General features: G+C 61.6%; 21 protein-coding genes and 1 other RNA gene. 10 read left to right on the top strand and 12 right to left on the bottom strand.

Annotation, left to right across the window (positions count from 1 at the left end; all coding sequences use genetic code 11):
• Positions 1-6: 6 nt before the first annotated feature.
• The gene (locus C8K58_RS06590) at positions 7-792 is read right to left on the bottom strand and encodes a transporter substrate-binding domain-containing protein (RefSeq protein WP_092355803.1); all 786 of its coding nucleotides are present in this window, start codon (positions 790-792) and stop codon (positions 7-9) included.
• A gap of 255 nt (positions 793-1047) precedes the next feature.
• Between C8K58_RS06590 and C8K58_RS06585 the strand changes: the two genes are divergently transcribed.
• From C8K58_RS06585 to C8K58_RS06565, 5 genes are all read left to right on the top strand, one after another.
• The gene (locus tag C8K58_RS06585; RefSeq protein WP_108573429.1) at positions 1048-1743 is read left to right on the top strand and encodes a FadR/GntR family transcriptional regulator; all 696 of its coding nucleotides are present in this window, start codon (positions 1048-1050) and stop codon (positions 1741-1743) included.
• 121 nt (positions 1744-1864) lie between these two features.
• A complete protein-coding gene (gene trxA, locus C8K58_RS06580; protein ID WP_015886460.1) occupies positions 1865-2194 on the top strand; it encodes a thioredoxin TrxA in 330 nt (109 codons plus the stop codon).
• Between the two features lie 235 nt (positions 2195-2429).
• Entirely contained in the window at positions 2430-3689 is a 1260-nt protein-coding gene (gene rho, locus C8K58_RS06575; RefSeq protein ID WP_003176825.1) for a transcription termination factor Rho, read from the top strand.
• A 157-nt stretch (positions 3690-3846) separates the two neighbouring features.
• A complete protein-coding gene (gene ubiD, locus C8K58_RS06570; protein ID WP_027608362.1) occupies positions 3847-5313 on the top strand; it encodes a 4-hydroxy-3-polyprenylbenzoate decarboxylase in 1467 nt (488 codons plus the stop codon).
• A complete protein-coding gene (locus C8K58_RS06565; protein WP_027608363.1) occupies positions 5313-6281 on the top strand; it encodes a CDP-6-deoxy-delta-3,4-glucoseen reductase in 969 nt (322 codons plus the stop codon). Before ubiD ends, C8K58_RS06565 begins: the two co-directional genes overlap by 1 nt.
• Before the next feature lie 34 nt (positions 6282-6315).
• Here the strand turns inward: C8K58_RS06565 and C8K58_RS06560 are convergent, their stop codons facing one another.
• Positions 6316-6798 (bottom strand): hypothetical protein, encoded by a 483-nt coding sequence (locus tag C8K58_RS06560; RefSeq protein WP_027608364.1) that lies wholly within the window; start codon positions 6796-6798, stop codon positions 6316-6318.
• Positions 6799-7128: 330 nt separating this feature from the next.
• Here C8K58_RS06560 and C8K58_RS06555 point away from each other — a divergent pair, with 330 nt between their 5' ends.
• Both C8K58_RS06555 and C8K58_RS06550 read left to right on the top strand, forming a co-directional pair.
• Entirely contained in the window at positions 7129-9516 is a 2388-nt protein-coding gene (locus tag C8K58_RS06555; protein WP_108573427.1) for a TonB-dependent siderophore receptor, read from the top strand.
• A 27-nt stretch (positions 9517-9543) separates the two neighbouring features.
• Positions 9544-10197, top strand: a complete 654-nt coding sequence (locus tag C8K58_RS06550) for a gamma-glutamylcyclotransferase (RefSeq protein WP_027608366.1) — start codon at positions 9544-9546, stop codon at positions 10195-10197.
• Here C8K58_RS06550 and glpT read toward each other — a convergent pair.
• Positions 10194-11531 (bottom strand): glycerol-3-phosphate transporter, encoded by a 1338-nt coding sequence (gene glpT / locus C8K58_RS06545; RefSeq protein ID WP_027608367.1) that lies wholly within the window; start codon positions 11529-11531, stop codon positions 10194-10196. The two genes, C8K58_RS06550 and glpT, sit on opposite strands and share 4 nt — an antisense overlap.
• 292 nt (positions 11532-11823) lie before the next feature.
• Positions 11824-12801, bottom strand: coding sequence for an NADPH:quinone oxidoreductase family protein (locus C8K58_RS06540; protein WP_027608368.1), 978 nt, complete (start codon positions 12799-12801; stop codon positions 11824-11826).
• Between the two features lie 150 nt (positions 12802-12951).
• Between C8K58_RS06540 and C8K58_RS06535 the strand changes: the two genes are divergently transcribed.
• Positions 12952-13359, top strand: coding sequence for a flagellar basal body-associated protein FliL (locus tag C8K58_RS06535; RefSeq protein ID WP_108573425.1), 408 nt, complete (start codon positions 12952-12954; stop codon positions 13357-13359).
• A gap of 17 nt (positions 13360-13376) precedes the next feature.
• On the opposite strand, the gene C8K58_RS06530 is transcribed toward C8K58_RS06535, so the two are convergent.
• From C8K58_RS06530 to C8K58_RS06515, 4 genes are all read right to left on the bottom strand, one after another.
• Entirely contained in the window at positions 13377-14495 is a 1119-nt protein-coding gene (locus tag C8K58_RS06530; RefSeq protein WP_027608370.1) for an ABC transporter permease, read from the bottom strand.
• Positions 14495-17212, bottom strand: a complete 2718-nt coding sequence (rbbA, locus tag C8K58_RS06525; protein WP_108573423.1) for a ribosome-associated ATPase/putative transporter RbbA — start codon at positions 17210-17212, stop codon at positions 14495-14497. Before rbbA ends, C8K58_RS06530 begins: the two co-directional genes overlap by 1 nt.
• Complete coding sequence (locus tag C8K58_RS06520) at positions 17209-18174, bottom strand: HlyD family secretion protein (RefSeq protein WP_027608372.1); 966 nt, start codon at positions 18172-18174, stop codon at positions 17209-17211. The genes rbbA and C8K58_RS06520 overlap by 4 nt, the downstream gene beginning before the upstream one ends.
• 136 nt (positions 18175-18310) lie before the next feature.
• Positions 18311-18760, bottom strand: a complete 450-nt coding sequence (locus C8K58_RS06515; protein WP_027608373.1) for an EVE domain-containing protein — start codon at positions 18758-18760, stop codon at positions 18311-18313.
• 194 nt (positions 18761-18954) lie between these two features.
• Here C8K58_RS06515 and C8K58_RS06510 point away from each other — a divergent pair, with 194 nt between their 5' ends.
• On the top strand, positions 18955-19104 hold the full coding sequence (locus tag C8K58_RS06510; RefSeq protein WP_092355790.1) for a hypothetical protein: 150 nt from the start codon (positions 18955-18957) through the stop codon (positions 19102-19104).
• Positions 19105-19111: 7 nt separating this feature from the next.
• Here the strand turns inward: C8K58_RS06510 and C8K58_RS06505 are convergent, their stop codons facing one another.
• The 4 genes from C8K58_RS06505 to C8K58_RS06490 all read right to left on the bottom strand — a co-directional run bounded on the left by C8K58_RS06505 (position 19112) and on the right by C8K58_RS06490 (position 20532).
• The gene (locus C8K58_RS06505) at positions 19112-19741 is read right to left on the bottom strand and encodes a 5-formyltetrahydrofolate cyclo-ligase (protein WP_027608374.1); all 630 of its coding nucleotides are present in this window, start codon (positions 19739-19741) and stop codon (positions 19112-19114) included.
• A gap of 58 nt (positions 19742-19799) precedes the next feature.
• Positions 19800-19978: non-coding RNA, 6S RNA (gene ssrS, locus C8K58_RS06500), on the bottom strand.
• Positions 19979-20008: 30 nt separating this feature from the next.
• Positions 20009-20326 (bottom strand): cell division protein ZapA, encoded by a 318-nt coding sequence (locus C8K58_RS06495; RefSeq protein ID WP_027608375.1) that lies wholly within the window; start codon positions 20324-20326, stop codon positions 20009-20011.
• Positions 20323-20532 carry a TIGR02449 family protein gene (locus C8K58_RS06490; RefSeq protein ID WP_007982902.1) on the bottom strand — a complete coding sequence of 70 codons (210 nt, stop codon included), beginning with the start codon at positions 20530-20532 and terminating at the stop codon, positions 20323-20325. The genes C8K58_RS06495 and C8K58_RS06490 overlap by 4 nt, the downstream gene beginning before the upstream one ends.
• Positions 20533-20670: 138 nt before the next feature.
• Between C8K58_RS06490 and C8K58_RS06485 the strand changes: the two genes are divergently transcribed.
• Positions 20671-21228: a YecA family protein gene (locus C8K58_RS06485; RefSeq protein WP_065938043.1), complete on the top strand. Its 558-nt coding sequence runs from the start codon at positions 20671-20673 to the stop codon at positions 21226-21228.
• Positions 21229-21233: the final 5 nt, after the last annotated feature.

The raw sequence follows: 21233 nt of genomic DNA, 5'->3' as shown, positions 1-21233 counted from the left end.
TCCGCTTCAGAGATCAGCAGGCAATGGCTCTTTGAGCCACTGCATCGCGTTCTTTTCCAGGCTGCCATCGGCCTTGGCCGCGACCAGGATCTGGTTGACCTTCTCCAGAAGCGCCGGCTCGTTCTTGTTCACGCCCACGTACACCGGCGAGTCCTTGAGCTTCACTTTCAGCGCCGGCACGCGTTTCGGGCTGCGCTCGCTGATCGCCACCATGACCACGTTGCCGCTGGCGATCAGGTCGACCTGGCCGGCCAGGTAGGCCGCGATGGTGGAGTTGTTGTCTTCGAAGCGCTTGATGATGGCTTCCTTCGGTGCTACGGCGGTCAGCTCGATGTCTTCGATGGCGCCACGGGTCACGCTGATGGTCTTGCCCTTGAGGTCGTCGGTGCTGCTGATGGCGGCATCAGGCGGGCCGAACACGGCCAGGTAGAACGGTGCGTAGGCCTTGGAGAAGTCGATGACCTTTTCGCGCTCGGGGTTCTTGCCCAGGCTGGAGATCACCAGGTCGACCTTGCCGGTGGTGAGGAACGGGATGCGGTTGGTGCTGTTGACCGGGGTCAGCTCCAGCTTGACCTTGAGTTGGTCGGCCAGCAGTTTGGCGGTGTCGATGTCCAGGCCGCGGGGTTTCATGTCGGGGCCGACCGAGCCGAACGGTGGGAAGTCCTGGGGCACGGCGACCTTGAGGGTGCCACGGGCGACGATATCGTCCAGACCGTTGGCCTGGGCGGGTGCCTGGCTCAGCATCAGGCTGGCAAACAGGGCAGTGAGCAGGGCGCTGTAGCGCTTGGTCATGGCAACTCTCCGAGAAGGGCGAAGGAATTTTCTGGATTTGCTCAGTGCACAGCCCATGCCAGTACTGCGCGGACCGTCTGCGAGGCGCGAGTTTGTTGAGCTTTGGTGGTCTTACTGGTCTGAACAGCTGTGCGGGTTTTCGCACCCTTTTCGAGCGTCGGTAAAACTGCGCGAGCCCCTTTGGGGCGTGGCTTGCCGTGGCTCCTGAATAGCTTTACAACTAGCCGCTCTGTTGACGCAAATCTTGAGTTTTTTATGAATTCCATCGCCCAAGCCGTACCGGAAGCGGCCCTGCAGGCCATCCGCAAACTGATCAAGGAGCAAGGCTTCGGGCCGGGCGATGCACTGCCGTCCCAGCGCGACCTGGCGGTGCAGTTGGGCGTCAGCCGGGCGTCGCTGCGCGAGGCGCTGTCGTCCTTGAGCGCCTTGGGTGTGGTCAGTGTGCAGCCGGGCAAAGGTGTGTTCGTACAGGCGGTTGAGGATGCGCCGGGCTTTGCCTGGCCTTTTGCAGCCCAGGCCACGCCGCTCGATATCTTCCAGTTGCGCTATGCGCTGGAAGGGTTTGCGGCGGGTTTGGCGGCGGTCACGCTGACGATCGATGAGCTGGACAGCCTGGAAGACAACGTCGAAGCGATGCGCAAGGTGCTCAAGGCCGGTGACTTCGAAGCAGCCGCGCGGCTGGACTTCGAGTTCCACCAGCGCATCCTGTTGGCCAGTGGCAACCAGGCAATGGTGAGCATCCTGAGTGCCAGTGCCGAGGTGTTTCTGGAAAGCCAGAAACTACCGTTCATCCGGCCGGAGCGGGCCATGGAAACCTGGCAGGAACATCGCAAGATCCTGCGCGCCCTGGCCCGGCGGGCCAGTGCGTCGGCGCAGAAAACCATGCAGGAGCACGTACGCAACGCGGCGTTGCGCACGGGGATTGCCTTCGTGACTCCTGTTGCGCCCTGAGTTGGGCTATGCGCAAACTCATGCGCCATCATAGGAAGACTCAATCAGAGGCGACTTCCTGAACGAGGGAAGGGCGGCTATGATGGGCAACGTTTTTTTTGCTTACAATCCGGAGACATCCATGAGCAACGATCTTATCAAGCACGTCACCGACGCGACCTTTGAGGCCGAAGTACTCAAGGCTGCTGGCCCGGTGCTGGTTGACTACTGGGCTGAATGGTGTGGCCCTTGCAAAATGATCGCTCCGGTCCTGGACGACATTGCAACCACCTACGAAGGCAAGCTGACCATTGCCAAGCTGAACATCGACGACAACCAGGAAACCCCGGCCAAGCATGGCGTGCGCGGTATTCCTACGCTGATGCTGTTCAAGAACGGCAACGTCGAAGCCACCAAGGTGGGCGCGCTGTCGAAGTCCCAGCTGCAAGCTTTCCTCGACGCCAACATCTAAGCGTCGTCAAAAAGCCCCGCAAATAGCGGGGCTTTTTCGTGAAACAGGGCTAGACGCTCCGAAACTCAGGTGGTACATTCGGCCCCGCACTGGTTTCTCCACTGCCCCCTGCAAGCCGTCGCCGACGCATTCCTTTTCGATTAGTACGCGATCCTGTCGCCTTCTCCGCGGCGCGGCCTCATTAAGCCAAAAGCTTAATTTCCCCCCCCTCCATAAATGATTACGTCATTCCTATATGAATCTGACTGAACTCAAGCAAAAGCCGATTACCGACCTGCTCCAACTGGCCGAAGAAATGGGCATAGAAAATATGGCCCGTTCGCGCAAGCAGGACGTGATTTTCTCCCTGCTGAAAAAGCACGCGAAAAGCGGCGAGGAAATCTCCGGTGATGGCGTGCTGGAGATTCTCCAGGACGGCTTCGGCTTCCTCCGCTCTGCAGACGCCTCCTATCTCGCCGGCCCAGACGACATCTATGTCTCGCCGAGCCAGATCCGTCGCTTCAACTTGCGCACCGGTGACACCATCGTTGGCAAGATCCGCCCACCCAAGGAAGGCGAGCGTTACTTCGCCCTGCTCAAGGTCGATACGATCAACTTCGATCGTCCCGAGAACGCGAAAAACAAGATTCTCTTCGAGAACCTGACGCCGCTGTTCCCGACCGTGCGCATGAAGATGGAAGCCGGTAACGGTTCCACCGAAGACCTGACCGGTCGCGTGATCGACCTGTGTGCCCCGATCGGCAAAGGCCAGCGTGGCCTGATCGTCGCCCCGCCGAAAGCCGGTAAGACCATCATGCTGCAGAACATTGCAGCGAACATCGCACGTAACAATCCTGAAGTTCACCTGATCGTATTGTTGATCGATGAGCGTCCGGAAGAGGTCACCGAAATGCAGCGCACCGTGCGCGGCGAAGTGGTTGCCTCGACGTTCGATGAGCCGCCGACCCGCCACGTGCAGGTTGCCGAAATGGTGATCGAGAAGGCCAAGCGCCTGGTCGAACACAAGAAGGACGTGGTGATCCTGCTCGACTCCATCACCCGTCTGGCCCGTGCCTACAACACCGTGATCCCGAGCTCCGGCAAGGTCCTCACCGGTGGTGTCGATGCCCACGCCCTGGAGAAACCGAAGCGTTTCTTCGGCGCCGCGCGGAACATCGAAGAAGGCGGCTCGCTGACCATTATCGCCACCGCACTGGTTGAAACCGGTTCGAAGATGGACGAAGTGATCTACGAAGAGTTCAAGGGTACCGGCAACATGGAACTGCCCCTGGACCGTCGCATCGCGGAAAAACGCGTGTTCCCGGCGATCAACATCAACCGCTCCGGCACCCGCCGCGAAGAGTTGCTGACCGCCGACGACGAACTGCAGCGCATGTGGATCCTGCGCAAGCTGCTGCACCCGATGGACGAAGTGGCAGCCATCGAGTTCCTGATCGACAAGTTGAAAACCACCAAGACCAACGACGAGTTCTTCCTGTCGATGAAACGTAAGTAATCACGACGTTTCAGGTCCGAAGAAATGGCGCCCCCAGGGGCGCCATTTTTTTTGTGTCGGTTTTTCGGGCCCTGCAACGGCCAAATGCACCTCGATAAGCTGCCAGCAGCCCTCAGAGCAGGTAGGATGTACGCCTATTTTACGGGTGGCATGGTTAATGAAATTCAAGGATCTTCGGGATTTCGTGCAGCAACTTGAGCAGCGCGGAGAGTTGAAACGTATCCAGATGCCGATTTCACCGGTGCTGGAAATGACTGAGATTTGCGACCGCACCTTGCGTAACAAGGGCCCGGCGCTGCTGTTCGAGAACCCGACCGGTTTTGACATACCGGTGCTCGGCAACCTGTTCGGTACCCCCGAGCGTGTGGCCTTTGGCATGGGCGCCGAGGCGGTCAGCGAATTGCGCGAGATCGGCAAGCTGCTGGCGTTCCTCAAGGAACCCGAGCCGCCCAAGGGCTTGAAGGATGCCTGGTCGAAGCTGCCGATCTTCCGCAAGATCATTGCCATGGCACCCAAGGTGGTCAAGGACGCGGTGTGCCAGGAAGTGGTCATCGAAGGCGATGATGTCGATCTGGCCATGCTGCCGGTGCAAACCTGCTGGCCCGGCGATGTCGGCCCGCTGATCACCTGGGGCCTGACCGTCACCAAGGGCCCGAACAAGGACCGCCAGAACCTGGGTATTTACCGTCAGCAAGTGATTGGCCGCAACAAGGTGATCATGCGTTGGCTGAGCCACCGTGGCGGTGCCTTGGACTTCCGTGAATGGTGCGAGAAGCACCCCGGCAAGCCGTTCCCGGTCTCCGTGGCCCTGGGCGCCGACCCTGCGACCATCCTCGGCGCCGTGACCCCGGTGCCCGACAGCCTGTCCGAATACGCCTTCGCCGGCCTGTTGCGTGGCAACCGCACCGAGCTGGTGAAGTGCCGTGGCAACGACCTGCAAGTGCCGGCCACCGCTGAAATCATCCTCGAAGGCGTGATTCATCCAGGCGAGATGGCCGATGAAGGCCCGTACGGCGACCACACCGGCTATTACAACGAAGTCGACAGCTTCCCGGTGTTCACCGTGGAACGCATCACCCATCGGATCAAACCGATCTACCACAGCACCTACACCGGCCGTCCGCCGGATGAGCCGGCGATTCTGGGGGTGGCGCTGAACGAAGTGTTCGTGCCGATCCTGCAGAAGCAATTCCCGGAAATCACCGACTTCTACCTGCCGCCGGAAGGCTGCTCGTATCGCATGGCCATCGTGACCATGAAGAAGTCGTATCCCGGCCATGCCAAGCGGGTCATGCTGGGTGTGTGGTCGTTTTTGCGACAGTTCATGTACACCAAGTTCGTTATCGTCACCGACGACGACATCAATGCCCGGGACTGGAACGATGTGATCTGGGCCATCACCACGCGCATGGACCCCAAGCGCGACACGGTGATGATCGACAACACGCCGATCGACTACCTCGACTTCGCGTCGCCGGTGTCGGGCCTGGGCTCGAAGATGGGCCTGGACGCTACCCACAAATGGCCGGGTGAAACGACCCGCGAGTGGGGCCGGGTGATCGTCAAGGATGAGGCCGTCACGGCACGTGTCGATGCGATTTGGAAAGAATTGGGAATAGATTGATGCGTGTAACCCTGCAACCTTCCGGCGCCGTGCTGGAGCTGGTCCCCGGCGAGCGAATCCTCGAAGGCGCGCGCCGCCTGGGCTACGAATGCCCCCAGGCGTGTCGCAATGGCGTGTGCCACGTGTGCGCCGCACTGCTGGTGGAGGGCCGGGTGCAGCAAGCCGGTGAGGTTCGCGACCATGGCGAGTTCTACACCTGCATCGCCGAGCCGCTGGAAGATTGCATTGTGTTGTGGGATGGCGTGCTGGCGCCGGGAGAGTTGCCGTTGCGCAAGTTGTCGTGCCAATTGAGTGAGTGCGTGGAAGTGGGCGGAGATGTGTGGCGCGTGCGCCTGCGGGCCCCGGCCGGCAAGGCGGTGCGTTACCACGCCGGGCAATACCTGATGATCGAGCGGGAGAATGGCGAGAAGTCGGCATTTTCCCTGGCGTCGGCGCCCCACGCCGGTCGCGAGCTGGAACTGCATGTACTGGCCCGCGAGGACAGCGCGCGCAACTTGCTGGAACAATTGCAGCGCAACCAGATGGCGCGCATCGAGCTGCCCTTTGGCGACACCCACCTGGCCGAGCTGCCGGACGGGCCATTGGTGCTGATCGCCGCCGGGACCGGCATGGCGCAGATGCACAGCCTGATCGAGCATTGCCGCGCGTCCGGCTTCAAGCACCCGGTGCACCTGTACTGGGGCGTGCGGCGCCCGGAAGATTTCTACGAGATCGAGCACTGGGACCAATGGCGGCAACTGCCCAATCTGTTCCTGCACAAGGTGGTCAGCGACCTGTGTGGCTGGGAAGGGCGCTGCGGCCTGCTGCATGAAGCGGTGTGCGAAGACATTGCCGACCTCAAGGTGGTGCATGTCTACGCCAGCGGTTCACCGGCGATGATCTACGGCACGCTGGATGCACTGGTCGATGCCGGCATGGATGCGCACCAGATGCGCGCCGACGTATTCGCCTACGCCCCGCGGCCCTGACGCAACGGAACGGTGGAACGGGGCATGCGCACGCTCAGAAACGTACTCCGGTCGTCACCATCGCCGCATTGAACCCCAGCAGCACCAGTTCCGCCGCCACCGGCCCGTAATGGGTGCCTACCGACGGGATGATCACCGGCGCCACACCGAAACGGTTGAGGGGGATCTTGTCGCGGTATTTGCCGCGATAGCCCTGGATCGCCCCGCCTGTGACCTTCAGGTACACCGCAGAGTCGGCCATGTCATAGCGCTTGCCTGCATAGGCGTAGTAAGAGCGCTGGCTGAACGAGTTGCGAAACGTCGCCCCGCCATACACAAAGCCTGATGCCTCATTGCGCTCCAGGCCGATCAGGTCCTGGTTGTTGTTGTGGTCTTTGTCCGGCGCGAAGTGCCGGGTATAGACGCTGGTCTGCGCGTACCAGAAGCCTTTGTCGTCCTCGGCAGGCGGTGTTTCGCCAGCCAGTGCGGTGGTGGCCTGGGCCAGGAACAGCAGGCCAGGCAGTCGAAATTTCTTCATGGGTGCGACCTCGATAGACGGTTTGATGGGCGGCTAGGTGGGTCGTGGACGTGCGCGCCAGTTTGACGGCTTGGCGTGCTCCCAGGCTGAACCGGGGCTGAAAGTAGCTGGAATGCCCTGTGCAATCCTGACGAAAGGGGCATCGGGCTTATGCATTCGCTTATGCTTTAAAGGTATTTAATTTGTTACATAAATATCCTTAAGCTATATCGCAACGGACTACCGATTTTCTTCCAATAACCATTAACTGACCGCCACCGCCCGCCAGCCGGATCGATCTTGCGAACTCAGAACACTGACGTTCTGATTCTTGATTCAAAGGGGAGCGGTATGGGGAGCTACACGCAACACGCGCTGTACACAGCGATTTTGTCGGCCAATTTGCTGGCCGCTGTGGGTTTCAATCCTGTCCTGGCGGCCGAAGCGCCCGCCACCGATGCACCCAAACTCGACACCGTGATCGTCACCGGCACCCGCGCCCAGGAGCGTACCGCCAGTGCTTCGCTGTCTCCGATCGATGTGATTTCCGGCGATAGCCTGCGCAGCACGGGCTCTGATGAGTTGGGGGCGGTGCTGGCGCGCCTGATTCCGTCGATCAACTTCCCGCGCCCAAGCCTGGTGGATGGTGCCGAACTGGTGCGCCCTGCGCAGTTGCGCGGCCTGTCACCCGATCAGGTGCTGGTGCTGGTCAACGGCAAGCGCCGCCACACCAGTGCCTTCGTCAACCTGGGCGGCGCGGTGGGCCGTGGGTCGGCACCGGCGGACCTGAATGCGATCCCGCTGTCGGCGGTGGACCATATCGAAGTGCTGCGTGACGGTGCTTCCGCCCGCTACGGCTCGGATGCGATTGCCGGGGTGATCAACGTGATCCTCAAGCACGCCGACCATGGCGGTTCGATCTCCACCAAGTTCGGCGAATACAAGAAGGGCGATGGTATCCAGCGCAATGTCAGCGGCAATACCGGCCTGGCACTGGGCGACAACGGTTTTATCAACCTGTCGGCCGAAGGGGCTGACAATGACTACACCAACCGCGCCGGGGATGACTACCGCACGGGCAGCGTGGGCTCTACCACCTATGGCCAGCGCGTGTTCCGCCAGGGTGAGCCGGCCACCAATGAAGGCAAATTCCAGTTCAATTCCGAATATTCCTTCAACGAGGCGGCCGAGCTCTACACCTTCGGCGGCTACAGCAAGCGGCGCGGCGAGACGGCGGCGTTCTACCGGGCGAGCAATGCGTCCAACAACATCCCGGCGCTCAACCCCAACGGTTACCTGCCGCTGATCAAGGGCAACCTTGAAGACACCTCATTGGTGGTGGGCCTGCGCGGTTTGCTGGCCTACGACTGGCATTACGACCTGTCGGCCAACTATGGCAAGAACCAGTACGCACTCAGCACCGAAACCATCAACACCTCCCTGGGCCTGGCCACGCCGCGCAAGTTCGACAACGGCACCCTGAGCAACGACCAGAAGCAAGTCAGCCTGGACCTGTCCCGTGAATTCGACGTGGGCTGGCTGCCTTACCCGGTGTCCGTGGCGTTTGGCGGTGAATACCTGCACCAGGGTTATGAAATCGAGGCGGGCGAGCCGGCCTCCTACTTTCAGACCGGCAGTTCCGGACTGGGTGGTTTCCGTGATGCCGACGCGGGCACCAGCACGCTCCACAACTGGGCCCAGTACCTGGACCTGGAAACCAACTTCACCGAAAAACTCAGTGCCTCGGCGGCGGTGCGCCACGAGGACTACAGTGACTTCGGCTCGAATGTCAGTGGCTCGCTGTCGGCCCGTTATGACTTCACCCCGCAGGTGGCCGTGCGCGGCAGTGTTTCCAACGGTTTCCGCGCGCCGTCCCTGGCCCAGCAGAACTTTGCCTACACCTCATCGCAGCTGATCGGCAGCACCATCCAGGAAGCCGGCACGTTCCCGGCCAACAGCCAGGTGGCGCGTTTGCTCGGCGCCGAAGACCTCAAGGCCGAGAAGTCGCGCAACTACAGCCTTGGGCTGGTGCTGGAGCCGGCCGATGACCTGACGGTGACGGTGGATGTGTACCGCATCGACATCCGTGACCGTATAAGCCTGTCGTCCAACCTCGGCATAAATGCGGCGACGCGCGCCTATTTGCAGGCCAACGGTGTCGGCAATATCGACTACACCACCGCCCGCTACTTCACCAACGCCACCGACACCAGCACCGACGGCGTCGACCTGGTCGCCAACTATCGTTACCAGTTCGACAGCGGCATCCGCTGGAACAGCACCCTGGGCTACAACTACAACCACACCAAGGTGACGGACGTGAAGGCCAACCCGGCCATCCTCGACAGCCTGGGCGCGAACCTGGTGCGTGTGGACCGCCGCGAGCGCATCGGTTTGCTGGGGGATACCACGCCGCAGCACAAGCTGAGCCTGGGTAACGACTTCACTTACGGCCGTTGGGCCCTGCACAGCAACCTGGTGCGCTATGGTGAATTCACCAGCTACCAGGCGGACAAGGTCAACGACCAGACCTTCAAGGCTGCCTGGGTGCTGGACCTGTCGGCGGACTACAGGCTGAAGAATTGGACCTTCACCCTGGGCGGCGACAACGTCACCGATAAATACCCGGAGAAGGTCAACGCCTTCGCCAGCAGTGGGGGCAACCTGGCCTATAGCACTTTTTCGCCGTACGGTTACAGCGGCGCGTTTTATTACGGTAAAGTTGCTTACAACTGGTAACACACAGGAGGCGCACCGCTTTTCGCCATGACCGCCATTGAATCCGATCTTCTGCAATTGGCTTACCCTCCGCGGCTCGATCTGGGGCCGCAACTCACTCACGAACAGTTAATGAGCTCGATGCAGGCCACCATGGGCCGGCACAAGGGTGGCCCGGTCTGGCTATTTGCGTATGGTTCGCTGATCTGGCGCCCGGAATGTTCGTCGACTGAGCGAGTGCGGGCACGGGTCCACGGTTATCACCGGGGTCTGTACCTGTGGTCCCACGAGCATCGGGGCACGCCGGAGTTGCCGGGCCTGGTCTTTGGCCTGGATCGCGGAGGCTCGTGCAGCGGGTTTGCCTACCGCTTGCCGGACGATCAACTGGAGGCTTCGCTTTACGCCTTGTGGCAGCGCGAGATGCCTTACCCGTCCTACCGGCCGCACTGGCTCAGTTGCCGCCTTGAAGATGGCAGTCAGGTGCAGGCGTTGGGGTTTGTGTTGGAGCGGCACTTGCCCAGCTACGCCGGTAACCTGCCCGATATCGTGCTGAACCACGTGCTGCAAAGCGCTTGTGGGCGTTACGGCACCACTCGCGATTATGTCGAGCAGACCGTCAACGCCCTGCGTAGCCACGCCATGCCAGATAAAAACCTGGAGGCGCGGCTCAAGCGTTGTGCCAAGGATTGCTCAGGCGATTAACGCGCCGAGCTGACGCTGTTGGTGTGCCACAGCGTTGGGATCAGGAATGCGATGGCCAGCACGCACGCGCCGATCAGCAGCACGAAACCACCGTCCCAGCCAAAATGGTCCACGGTGTAGCCCATGGCCGCACTGGCTGCCACCGAACCGCCCAGGTAGCCGAACAGACCGGTGAAGCCCGCAGCCGTACCGGCGGCTTTCTTCGGTGCCAGTTCCAGCGCCTGCAGGCCGATCAGCATCACCGGGCCGTAGATCAAAAAGCCGATCGAGATCAGCGCGATCATATCGACCATCGGGTTGCCCGGCGGGTTGAGCCAGTACACCAGGGTCGCCACGGTCACCAGCGCCATGAACACGATGCCGGTCAGGCCACGGTTGCCACGGAAGATCTTGTCCGACATCCAGCCGCACAGCAGCGTGCCCGGAATACCTGCCCACTCGTAGAAGAAGTACGCCCAGGACGATTTATCCACCGTGAAGTGCTTGGCCTCCTTGAGGTAGGTCGGCGCCCAGTCCAGTACGCCGTAGCGCAGCAGGTAGACGAACACGTTGGCGAATGCGATATACCAGAGCATTTTGTTGCGCAGCACGTACTTGACGAAGATTTCCTTGGCGCTGAATTCGTCTTCGTGGCTGGCGTCGTAGCCTTCCGGGTAATCATTCTTGTACTGCTCGATCGGCGGCAGGCCCACCGATTGCGGGGTGTCGCGCATGGTAATGAAGGCAAATGCCGCCACTGCCAAGGCCACCGTGGCCGGTACATAGAACGCCGCATGCCAGTCGTTGAACCAGGCCATGCCCAGCAGGAACAGCGGGCCGATCAGACCGCCGCCGACGTTGTGCGCCACGTTCCACACCGACACCACGCCGCCGCGTTCTTTCTGCGACCACCAGTGCACCATGGTCCGGCCACTGGGCGGCCAGCCCATGCCCTGGGCCCAGCCGTTGATGAACAGCAAAATGAACATCATGGTCACGCTGGACGTCGCCCAAGGCGCGAAACCGAAAATGAACATCACCCCCGCCGATACCAGCAGGCCGAAGGGCAGGAAGTAACGCGGGTTGGAGCGGTCGGATACCAGGCCCATGAGGAACTTGGACAGGCCATAGGCGATCGCGATGGCCGACATCGCCAGGCCCAGCTCCCCCCGGGTGTAACCCTCGTCGATCAGGTAGGGCATGGCCAGGGAGAAGTTCTTGCGCAGCAGGTAATACCCGGCATAACCGAAGAAAATACCGGCGAAGATCTGCCAGCGCAGCCGTCGGTAGGTACTGTCGATATTTTCTTCAGGCAGAGGCGCCTGGTGTGCGGCAGGACGAAAGAAAGCAAACATTCAAGAGCTCCAAATTTCTTGTTTTGACTGCGGATGCGAATGTTACAGTTTCGTTACCGAAAATAGCATTGCCTCTTATGCGCAAACACAGGAAATTAGAGCAAGCGCGTGTTCTCTTACGAACATGTCGCTAATAGATAAGTGGTGGTCGCTCAGCGTTTCTCAGTCCAATGGAGAACAAATGTGGGAGGGGGCTTGCCCCCGATAGCGGTAGGTCAGCCAGCTTATCTGTAGCTGACCCACTGCCATCGGGGGCAAGCCCCCTCCCACATTTGATTGCATTTCAGATCGGTCAGCGGGTCTGGACGACGACCTTGCCTACCGCCCGGCGCTGCCCGAGGTCATTAATCGCCTGAGCGGCCTGCTCCAGCGGATACACCTGCGACACCAACGGCTTGAGCTTGCCCTCACCGTACCAAGTGAACAGTTGCTGGAAGTTCGCCGCATTGTCCTGGGGCTGGCGCTGGGCAAACGAACCCCAGAACACCCCGACCACCGCCGCACCCTTGAGCAGCGCCAGGTTCACCGGTAGCTCCGGGATGCGCCCGCTGGCAAAACCCACCACCAGCAGGCGGCCGTTCCAGGCAATCGCGCGAATGGCCTGGTCAAACAGGTCGCCGCCCACCGGGTCGTAGATCACATCGGCGCCGTTACCGTCGGTCAGGCGCTTGATTTCGTCCTTTAGGCTGGCTTCGCTGTAGTTGATCAGTTCATCGGCGCCGGCGGCCTTGGCCACGGCGAGTTTGTCGGCACTGCTCGCGGCGGCGATCACCCGCGCGCCCATGGCCTTGCCGATTTCCACGGCGGCCAGGCCCACGCCACCGGAGGCACCGAGCACCAGCAGGGTTTCGCCGGGTTGCAGGTTGGCGCGTTGTTTCAGCGCGTGCATGGAGGTGCCGTAGGTCATGCTGAAGGCGGCGGCGGTGTTGAAGTCCATGGTCGGCGGGATCGGCAGCACGTTGTAGCCTGGCACCGCGACCTGTTCGGCAAAGCTGCCCCAGCCGGTCAGTGCCATGACCCGGTCGCCGACTTTCAGGTGGCTGACCTTTTCCCCGACTTCGCTGACCACCCCCGATGCCTCGCCACCCGGCGAGAACGGGAAGGGCGGCTTGAACTGGTATTTACCCTCGATGATCAGGGTGTCGGGGAAGTTGACCCCGGCGGCATGCACGTCCAGCAGGATTTCGTTCTTCTTGATCGTGGGGCTTGCGACGTCTTCCAGCACCAGGGTTTCGGCGGGGCCGAAGGCTTTGCACAGCACAGCTTTCATCGGGCTATTCCTTTTGGTGTCGTGGCCGATAAGTGTAGGAGGGTAGGCCTGTGGGTCAACGAGCATGCTCGGCCCTGATAAGTCGCCATAAGCTTGTGCTCTGCCTTGCTAGCGTTATGCTACCCGGCAACCGAATGTGAGGAATGAACTGTGAAAGCGTGGATCCTATTGATGCTGGCCCTGACCTTGCCGATGGCAGCCCAGGCCGAAGAAGCCAAAGAAGGCGAGGCGCCGAAGGTCAGCTATATCAGCCTGAGCCCGCCGTTCGTGGGTAACTACGGCCTGGATGGCACAGCCAAGCTCAAAGTGTTCAAGGCCGACATCGCCCTGCGCGTGACCGGCGAAGAAGCCGCCAAAGCGGTCAAGTCCAACGACGCATTGATCCGTAACCAGTTGGTCGCGCTGTTCACCCAGCAGACCAATGAGGCCATGAGCACGGTCGACGGCAAGGAGAAGCTGCGCCAGGAAGCCCTCAAGCAAACCCAGCAAGTGATGAACGACGAGACGGGCAAGCCCATGGTGGAAGACCTGCTGTTCAATAACCTGATCATTCAGTAATCAGCCTGGCTTGCGGTTCAGGAAGCCAGGCTCTTCCTGAACCGCGCCAACGCCACCGCAAAAAACAACAGCCCGATCCCCGCCAGCGCCAGCAAGTCCGGCCACACCACACTCACCCCCGCATCGCGAAACAAAATCGCTGCGCTCAGGCTCACAAAGTGCGTCGACGGCGAGCCCTGCATCACCCACTGCAACCACTCGGGCATGCTGTCCAGCGGCGTGCTGCCGCCTGACAACAGCAGCATCGGGATAATCACCGGGATCGCCAGCAAGCCGAACTGCGGCGTGGAGCGGGCGAGGGTGGCGAGGAAGATCCCCAGTGCCGTACTGGCAAACAGATACAGGGCAGTCACAAACAGGAACAACCCCAGCGACCCGGCCAGCGGCACGCCGAGCAGCCCTTTGACCACCACCTCCAGCGATAGCCAGGTGCACAGCACCACCACCAGCATATTGCTCCAGATTTTCGCCAGCATGATTTCCAGTGCGGTCAGCGGCAGTACCAGCAGGTGGTCGAGGGTGCCGTGCTCGCGCTCACGCAGCAATGCGGTGCCGGTGAGCACGATGGCCAGGATGGTGATGTTGTTGACGATCTGGATCACGGCCAGGAACCAGCCGCCCTCCAGGTTGGTGTTGAACAGTGCTCGGGTCGTGAGCAGCGCGGGCGCCTGGCGGGTGGCGTCGGTTTGCCCACTGTAGCTGAGCAATTCGCGCTGGAAGATCCGCCCGATATAGCCCGCGCCCATGAACGCCTGGCTCATCGCCGTGGCGTCGACGTTCACCTGCACGCCAGGCTGGCGACCGGCCAACAGGTCGGCCTGAAAGTTGGCCGGTACGTTGATCACGAAGGTGTACTGGCCGCTGTCCATCACCTTGTCCAGCTGGTCATAGGCCAACGGTGCCGGTGGTTGGAATTCGGGCGGTTGCAGCGCCTCGGCCATCTGCCGGGAGAGCGCGCTGTGGTCTTCATCGACAAACGCCACGCTGGCGTTGTGCACGCCGATCACCGAGCCGGCGGCGGGCATGTAGATGGCGACGGTGAAGGCGTAGAACAGAAACAGCAGCAAGACGCTGTCGTGACGCAGGCTGGTGAGTTCCTTGATGCCCAGCCGGAAGATGTGTGCGAGCTTGTGCATCAGGCCTCCTGCTTCTTGAGCATGACCAGGCTCAACCCGGTGAACCCGATAAAGAAGCCGAACAGCGCCAGGCATTGCGGCCACAACTGGCGCAGATCCAGGGCCTTGGTGAAGGTGCCCACGGCAATATCCAAAAAGTGCCCGGCCGGAAATAGTGCGCCCATCAAGGCGGCGGCGCCCTCCAGGGACGAGCGCGGCACGATCAGCCCGGAAAACTGGATGGTTGGCAGGCTGGTGATGATCATGGTGCCGAGGATCGCCGCGATCTGGGTGCGGGTGAACGCGGAAATCAGCAGGCCCATGCTGGTGGTGGCCAGCACATACAGCAGCCCGCCAAACGCCAGCGTCAGGCCGCTGCCCTTGAACGGCACGCCGAACAGCCAGCGATTCATCGCCACCAGCAGCGCCAGGTTGACCAGGCTCACGGCCAGGTAAGGCGCCTGTTTACCGAGCAGGAATTCCAGGCGCGTCAGGGGGGTGGCGTAGAAGTTGGTGATCGAACCCAGTTCTTTCTCGCGCACGATGCCCAGGGCGGTGAGCATCGCCGGGATAAACGCCAGGATCAGTGCCATCACGCCGGGGCCGATGGCATTCACGCTGACCACGTCCTGGTTATAGCGAAAACGGGTTTCCAGTTTGGCGGCTGCCTGGGTGCTGCGCGGCAGGCTGCTCAGTTCGGCCAGTTGCTGCAGGTTGCCTTGGTGCACCGCCTCCACATAGTTGCGGCTGGTTTCCGCACGAAACGGCATGCCGCCATCGAGCCACGCGGCCACGGTGGGTTGGCGCCCGGCATAGAGATCGCGACCAAAGCCGGGCGGGATCTCCAGGGCCAGTTTGATTTCCGAGCGTTGCAGGCGTCGGTGCAATTCGGGGGCGTCCTGGATCGGCGCCTGCTCGGCGAAGTAGCGCGAGCTGCGGAAGGCTTCCAGATAGGCGCGGCTTTGTGGCGTCTGGTCCTGGTCGTAGACGGCGAAGGCGAGGTTTTCCACATCCAGGGAAATGCCGTAGCCGAAGATCACCATCATGAACATCGCACCGAGCAGGGCAAAGGCCATGCGTACTTTGTCGCGCAGCAGTTCCTTGCCTTCGCGGCTGGCCACGGCCAGCAGGCGAGACAGGCTGAAACCACGCTTGCTGAGGGGCGGCGCATGGGTTTCGCTGACGGTTTTGGCCGACGTGGCAGGTTCGGCATCGCCCTGGGCTTGCTCAAGGCAGGTGACGAACGCGGCTTCCAGGGTGTCGCCGTTGAATTGCCGTTGCAGTGCGTCCGGTGTATCGCAGGCGAGTACCTTACCGGCATGCATCAAGGAGATGCGGTCGCAGCGCTGGGCTTCATTCATGAAGTGGGTAGACAGGAAGATCGTCACCCCTTGTTCGCGGGACAACTCGATCAACAGTCGCCAGAAATCATCCCGGGCCGCCGGGTCGACGCCCGAGGTGGGCTCATCGAGGATCAATACTTCCGGGCGATGCAGCACCGCCACGGCCAATGACAAGCGTTGGCGCAGGCCGAGGGGCAGTTCCCCGGAGGGCTGCTCGGCCACTTCACCGAGGTCGAAGCGCTGGATCAGCTCATCGATGCGCTGGCCGCTGTCGGCCTTGGGCAAATCGAACAGTTGCGCGTGCAGCCCCAGGTTCTGGCGCACGCTCAGCTCGCCATACAGCGAGAAGCTTTGCGACATGAACCCTACGCGCTTGCGGGTGGCCAGGTCCTTGGCGTTCACCGGGTTGCCCAGCAGCGTGGCGCTGCCTTCGGTGGCCGGCATCAGCCCGGTGAGGACTTTCATCGTGGTGGTCTTGCCACAGCCGTTGGAGCCGAGGAAGCCGAAGATCTCGCCACGGCCGATGGCAAAGCTGACCTTGTTCACCGCCGTGAAGTCGCCGAAGCGCAGGGTCAGGTCGTGGGCTTCGATGGCGATATCGGTGTTGGCGTTTTCCCTTGGCGGGATCACCAGGGGTTGGTTGCCGTGGGCGCTGTCGCCCTGGAAGTGGGTGAAGGCCTCATCCAGTTTGCCCCTGGGGGTCGCTGCCGCCAGTTCGCTGCTGAGCCCGTCGGCGATCAGTTGGCCACGGTCGAGCATCAGGCAATGTTCGAATTGCTCGGCTTCTTCCATGTAGGCGGTGGCTACCAGCAGCGTCAGTTGCGGGCGCTCGCTGCGGACGGTCTCCACCAGTTCCCAGAAGCGCCGCCGCGACAGCGGGTCGACACCGGTGGTGGGTTCGTCGAGGATCAACAGGTCCGGATCGTGGATCAGCGCGCAGCACAGGCCGAGCTTCTGCTTCATGCCACCGGAGAGCTTGCCGGCCGGGCGCTCGGCGAAGCGCGCGAGGTCGGTGGCCAACAGCAGGTTGTGCATGCGCTGGTCGCAGTCGGCGTTGGACAGGCCGAACAGCGTGGCGAAGAAGCGGATGTTTTCGCTGATGGACAGTTCGGGGTACAGGTTGCCGCCCAGGCCCTGGGGCATGAAGGCGATGCGCGGGTACAGGCTGTTGCGGTGGCGGCGGTCGGCGATGGAGCCGCCGAGCACCTCCAGTTGGCCGTCCTGGAGCTTTTTAACCCCGGCGATCAACCCCAACAGGCTCGACTTGCCTGCACCATCCGGGCCGATCAGTCCGCAGCGGGTGCCGGTGGGCAGGCTGAAGGCGATGTCGATCAAGGCCTGCTGCTTGCCGTAACGGTGGTTGATGGCGGTGGCGTGCAGCGCCAGGCCGGTCATTGCAGGTTGGCCGGCCAGTCGATGTCAGCCATGCGCACGTAGCCGGCGCCGGGCATCCCCGGTTTGGCCTGGGGCACGGCGCTGGGCTGGGTCAGGCGCAGCTTGACGCGAAACACCAGCTTCTGGCGTTCGTCGCGGGTTTCGACTTCCTTGGGGGTGAACTGCGACTTGGCGGCAACAAAACTGATTTTCGCCGGCAGCGGTTGCTGGGGCAGGGCATCGAGGAGGATGCGTGCGTCACTGCCCACCGTCAGGCGCCCGGTGACGGAGGCGGGCAGGTAGAGGTTCATGTACTGATCCTCGGGGTCGATCAACAACAGCACGCGCCCGCCGGCGCCGAGGACTTCGCCTGGCTCGGCCAGGCGCAGTTGGATAATGCCGTCGATGGGTGCGCGCAGGCTGCTGTCATCGATTTCGCTGGTCAACTGGGCGACCTGGGCCTGGGCGGCACCGATGGCGGCCTTGACCGAATTGACCTGGGCTTGCGCGGCGATCACGGCAGCGTTGCCGGTGTTCTGGCGGGCCTGCTGCTGGTCGATCAACTGGCTGCTGGCAAAGCCGCGCTTGTACAGTTCCTGGGTACGCTTGAGTTCCTGGTTGGCCAGCAGTTGCTCGCTTTGGCGCAGTTGCACATTGGCCTCGGCGGCGGCGAAGTTTTCCCTGGCGCGCAGCACTTCGGCTTCGGCCTGGGCGCGCTGGGCTTCCAGGGTGCGGGTGTCCATGCGCGCCAGCAACTGGCCCTTGAGCACCTTGTCACCTTCATCCACCCGCACCTCGGCCAGGCGGCCGGGGATCTTGGCGGCGATCTGCACTTCGGTGGATTCCAGGCGGCCGTTGCCCATTCCCAAGCCTTCGGGCAGGCGATCCTGGGTGGACTTCCAGTAACCGAAGCCGCCGGCGGCGAGCAACAAGGCAATCAACAAAGCGGCAAACAGGTGGGAGGAGCGGGGCGTGATCGACATGGGTGCATCCTGCGGCGTTAGCGTCCTAGTTTGACCGAGGCAGCCCGAGGGGCGTTGATGCCGGTCAAATGAAGCGCAAGCCTAACCCGGTTCAGGTGCAGATGCATGCGCCGGGAGCGTGACCGCAGGGTTCTGGTCAGCGCAGTGCCAGCACCGCCGCCCATTGCTCTGCCGTGACCGGCATCACGGACAAGCGACTGCCTTTTTGTACCAGGGGCAATTCGGCGAGGGCGGTTTGCTGTTTCAGGTAGCCCAGGCCCAGCACCTTGGGAAAGGTCTGGACGTGCGCGACATTGATCGCGCTCCACGGGTTTTTCTCCGGGGTGGCCTTGGCGTCGAAGTAATGGCTGTCCGGTTCCAGCGCGGTAGGGTCCGGATAGGCGGCCGCGATGATCTTGCCGATGCCGGCAATGCCGGGCTCGGGGCAACTGGAGTGGTAGAAGAAAAATTGGTCACCCACCGCCATGGCGCGCAGGAAGTTGCGTGCCTGGTAGTTGCGTACCCCGTCCCAGCGCGCTTCGCCCAGCGTTTCCAGGCCGTTGATGGAGAGTTCGTCGGGCTCGGATTTCATCAGCCAGTAGGCCATTTTTGCGCTCCTGAAAAAGCAGTGGGCAAGTTGTCAGGCAATTTGATGACAAACCGACAGTCGGTTGGCGTCAAGGTTTGCGTGTTGGTTCACGTTATCGCAGAATGCCGGGATTTTAAGCTTGACGCAGCTGCAACGGACTACTTTGGAACGTTGTTGTCATCGTGTACGAGATGCCTGAAGGGGGGCAATCGATGCAACGTAAACCGGATTTACTATGGATATTGGTGATTTTGTTTGGTCTGGGCGTCGTGACCACCGGGTATGCGCAAAGCTTGTGGTCGAACAAGACCGATGCGCCAGTTGAACTGACTCAGCAGCAGCCGCAACCCTTCAAGCGCTGACCCTTCTTCAAGGCGCCGTAGCTTCCTGCGGCGTTTCTGCGACATACCACTGCCTGTCGGTAACGGTGCCAGCCAACGGCACATCCCAGCTGGCCTGTGCCAATCGATCGACCTTCTGACATTCATGGGCCAGGCCCAGCAGCGCCGGCTTGCGCCAGCTTTTGCGGCGTGCCAGATAGGCGAGGCTGCGGTCGTAGAAACCGCCGCCCATGCCCAGGCGGCCACCGGTATCATCGAACCCCACCAACGGCAGCAACACCAGATCCAGCGCCCATACCTTGCGCTGGCGCCTGGCATTGACCCGTGGCTCCAGAATGCGAAAGCGATTGGGCAGCAGCGTTTCCCCAGGCTTCACGCGCTGGAACACCATCTTGGTCCGTGGCCAGGCGCTGAGCACCGGCAGGTAAGTGGCCTTGCCCCGGCGCTGTGCCGCACGCAGCAGCAGGCGCGGATCGATTTCACCGTCCGTCGGTAGATACAGGGAAATATGTTTGGCCCGGCGAAACAGCGGGTGCTGTGCCAGTTGCCGATACAGGCCATGGGCGGCCTGGCGCTGCTCGCTGGGCGTGAGGGCGCGGCGGGCTTTGCGCAACATGCGTCGAAGGTGCGGACGGGAAAGCGGCGCAGGCTCGTTCATGGTTTTTCGGCTCATAAAACAATGCCAGTCCGGGGACTGGCATTGAGTTCTGGAATTCAGGCTCCCCGACAGAGCCGCTGTCGACTCAGCCCTTGAACCCGAAAGTTCAAGGTGGAAGAAGCAGTAGGCTTTAAGGCTTTCCGTCTAGCGGACATGCACACCAGCCCAACGTGCAACTTCCAGGGTAGTGCGAATCGGCTCCGGGACATCGCCGACTGGCAAGCACGCCAGGGAGTGGGGCGAGTATACCTTAAACAGTCGCGGCAATCAGCCCTTGGGTTGCTCTGTGTCGCTGGAAAGCACCAGGTCGACGCGTTCGAGCAGGTCGCGCACCTGCTCGCGCGTCGAGCCGCTGGCCTGTACGTCAGGGCGCTCCTGCTTATGCAGCAGGTCGTGGGTAATGTTCAGGGCGGCCATTACGGCGATGCGGTCGGCACCGATGACTTTGCCGCTGCTGCGGATTTCACGCATCTTGCCGTCCAGGTAGCGGGCGGCGCTCACCAGGTTGTTGCGCTCTTCCTGGGGGCAGATGATCGAATATTCTTTGTCGAGGATCTGCACGGTGACGCTATTGCTTGAACTCATGAGTCTTGCTCCAGGGCCTTCAGGCGCGAAATCATCGATTCGACCTTACGCCGGGCGATTTCGTTTTTTTCAATGAGGTGAGCGCGTTCCTCGCGCCAGGTCTTTTCCTGAGCTAATAGGAGTCCGTTTTGACTCTTAAGTTGCTCGACCCGAGTAATTAGCAATTCGAGTCTGGCCATCAGCGCTTGCAGGTCGGTGTCTTCCATTGGGTTCCACTGGATTTGTCTGATGAATGGCAACTGCAGGATAAACGATCTGACGCCCTCGATAGTCTTGGTACGTCTGCCGGTGCTAGGATACAGCGCTCCATTCTAGACATTGCGCCGTCTGGCGCCTAGCTCACCATGCCCATTCAGAACTCCCCGTACGATGCTTTTTCCAAACTGCTGAGCACCAGCGGCCATCCTTGCTCGCCCGCCGAGCTGCATGGCGTGCTGCTCGGCCGCAGTTGCACCGGTGTTGGCTTTGATGCCGACAACTGGCTGGCCGATGTGGCCGAGCTGCTGGAAACCGAACCGACCGACAACGTGCGCAACGCGCTGATCGGCCTGCAAGAGATGGTCAAGGGCGAACTGACCGGTGATGACGTCACCGTGGTCCTGCTGCTGCCGACCGACGATGCACCGCTCCCCGAACGCGCCGCCGCACTGGGCCAATGGTGCCAGGGCTTCCTCCACGGTTTCGGCGTGAACGCCGGCGGCCTGGAACTGAGCACCGACGCCAAGGAAGTGCTGCAGGACCTGGCGGCCATCTCCCAGGTGCAAGATGCCCTGGAAGAGTCCGAAGACGGCGAAGGCGACTACATGGAAGTCATGGAATACCTGCGCGTCGCGCCATTGCTGCTGTTCACCGAGACCAGGAAGTCCGCTGAGCCTGCTGCACCCAAGCCTTCGCTGCACTAAGAAAA

This window comes from Pseudomonas sp. GV047 (genome assembly GCF_003058245.1).
Lineage (GTDB): Bacteria > Pseudomonadota > Gammaproteobacteria > Pseudomonadales > Pseudomonadaceae > Aquipseudomonas > Aquipseudomonas marginalis.
The sequence above is the reverse complement of the archived record's forward strand: the minus strand, read 5'-3'. Positions and strand labels throughout refer to the sequence as shown.

Coding starts and splice junctions, on each gene's coding strand:
- C8K58_RS06590 (WP_092355803.1), bottom strand. CDS start 792: ATGACCAAGCGCTACAGCGCCCTGCTCACTGCCCTGTTTGCCAGCCTG.
- C8K58_RS06585 (WP_108573429.1), top strand. CDS start 1,048: ATGAATTCCATCGCCCAAGCCGTACCGGAAGCGGCCCTGCAGGCCATC.
- trxA (WP_015886460.1), top strand. CDS start 1,865: ATGAGCAACGATCTTATCAAGCACGTCACCGACGCGACCTTTGAGGCC.
- rho (WP_003176825.1), top strand. CDS start 2,430: ATGAATCTGACTGAACTCAAGCAAAAGCCGATTACCGACCTGCTCCAA.
- ubiD (WP_027608362.1), top strand. CDS start 3,847: ATGAAATTCAAGGATCTTCGGGATTTCGTGCAGCAACTTGAGCAGCGC.
- C8K58_RS06565 (WP_027608363.1), top strand. CDS start 5,313: ATGCGTGTAACCCTGCAACCTTCCGGCGCCGTGCTGGAGCTGGTCCCC.
- C8K58_RS06560 (WP_027608364.1), bottom strand. CDS start 6,798: ATGAAGAAATTTCGACTGCCTGGCCTGCTGTTCCTGGCCCAGGCCACC.
- C8K58_RS06555 (WP_108573427.1), top strand. CDS start 7,129: ATGGGGAGCTACACGCAACACGCGCTGTACACAGCGATTTTGTCGGCC.
- C8K58_RS06550 (WP_027608366.1), top strand. CDS start 9,544: ATGACCGCCATTGAATCCGATCTTCTGCAATTGGCTTACCCTCCGCGG.
- glpT (WP_027608367.1), bottom strand. CDS start 11,531: ATGTTTGCTTTCTTTCGTCCTGCCGCACACCAGGCGCCTCTGCCTGAA.
- C8K58_RS06540 (WP_027608368.1), bottom strand. CDS start 12,801: ATGAAAGCTGTGCTGTGCAAAGCCTTCGGCCCCGCCGAAACCCTGGTG.
- C8K58_RS06530 (WP_027608370.1), bottom strand. CDS start 14,495: ATGCACAAGCTCGCACACATCTTCCGGCTGGGCATCAAGGAACTCACC.
- rbbA (WP_108573423.1), bottom strand. CDS start 17,212: ATGACCGGCCTGGCGCTGCACGCCACCGCCATCAACCACCGTTACGGC.
- C8K58_RS06520 (WP_027608372.1), bottom strand. CDS start 18,174: ATGTCGATCACGCCCCGCTCCTCCCACCTGTTTGCCGCTTTGTTGATT.
- C8K58_RS06515 (WP_027608373.1), bottom strand. CDS start 18,760: ATGGCCTACTGGCTGATGAAATCCGAGCCCGACGAACTCTCCATCAAC.
- C8K58_RS06510 (WP_092355790.1), top strand. CDS start 18,955: ATGCAACGTAAACCGGATTTACTATGGATATTGGTGATTTTGTTTGGT.
- C8K58_RS06505 (WP_027608374.1), bottom strand. CDS start 19,741: ATGAACGAGCCTGCGCCGCTTTCCCGTCCGCACCTTCGACGCATGTTG.
- C8K58_RS06495 (WP_027608375.1), bottom strand. CDS start 20,326: ATGAGTTCAAGCAATAGCGTCACCGTGCAGATCCTCGACAAAGAATAT.
- C8K58_RS06490 (WP_007982902.1), bottom strand. CDS start 20,532: ATGGAAGACACCGACCTGCAAGCGCTGATGGCCAGACTCGAATTGCTA.
- C8K58_RS06485 (WP_065938043.1), top strand. CDS start 20,671: ATGCCCATTCAGAACTCCCCGTACGATGCTTTTTCCAAACTGCTGAGC.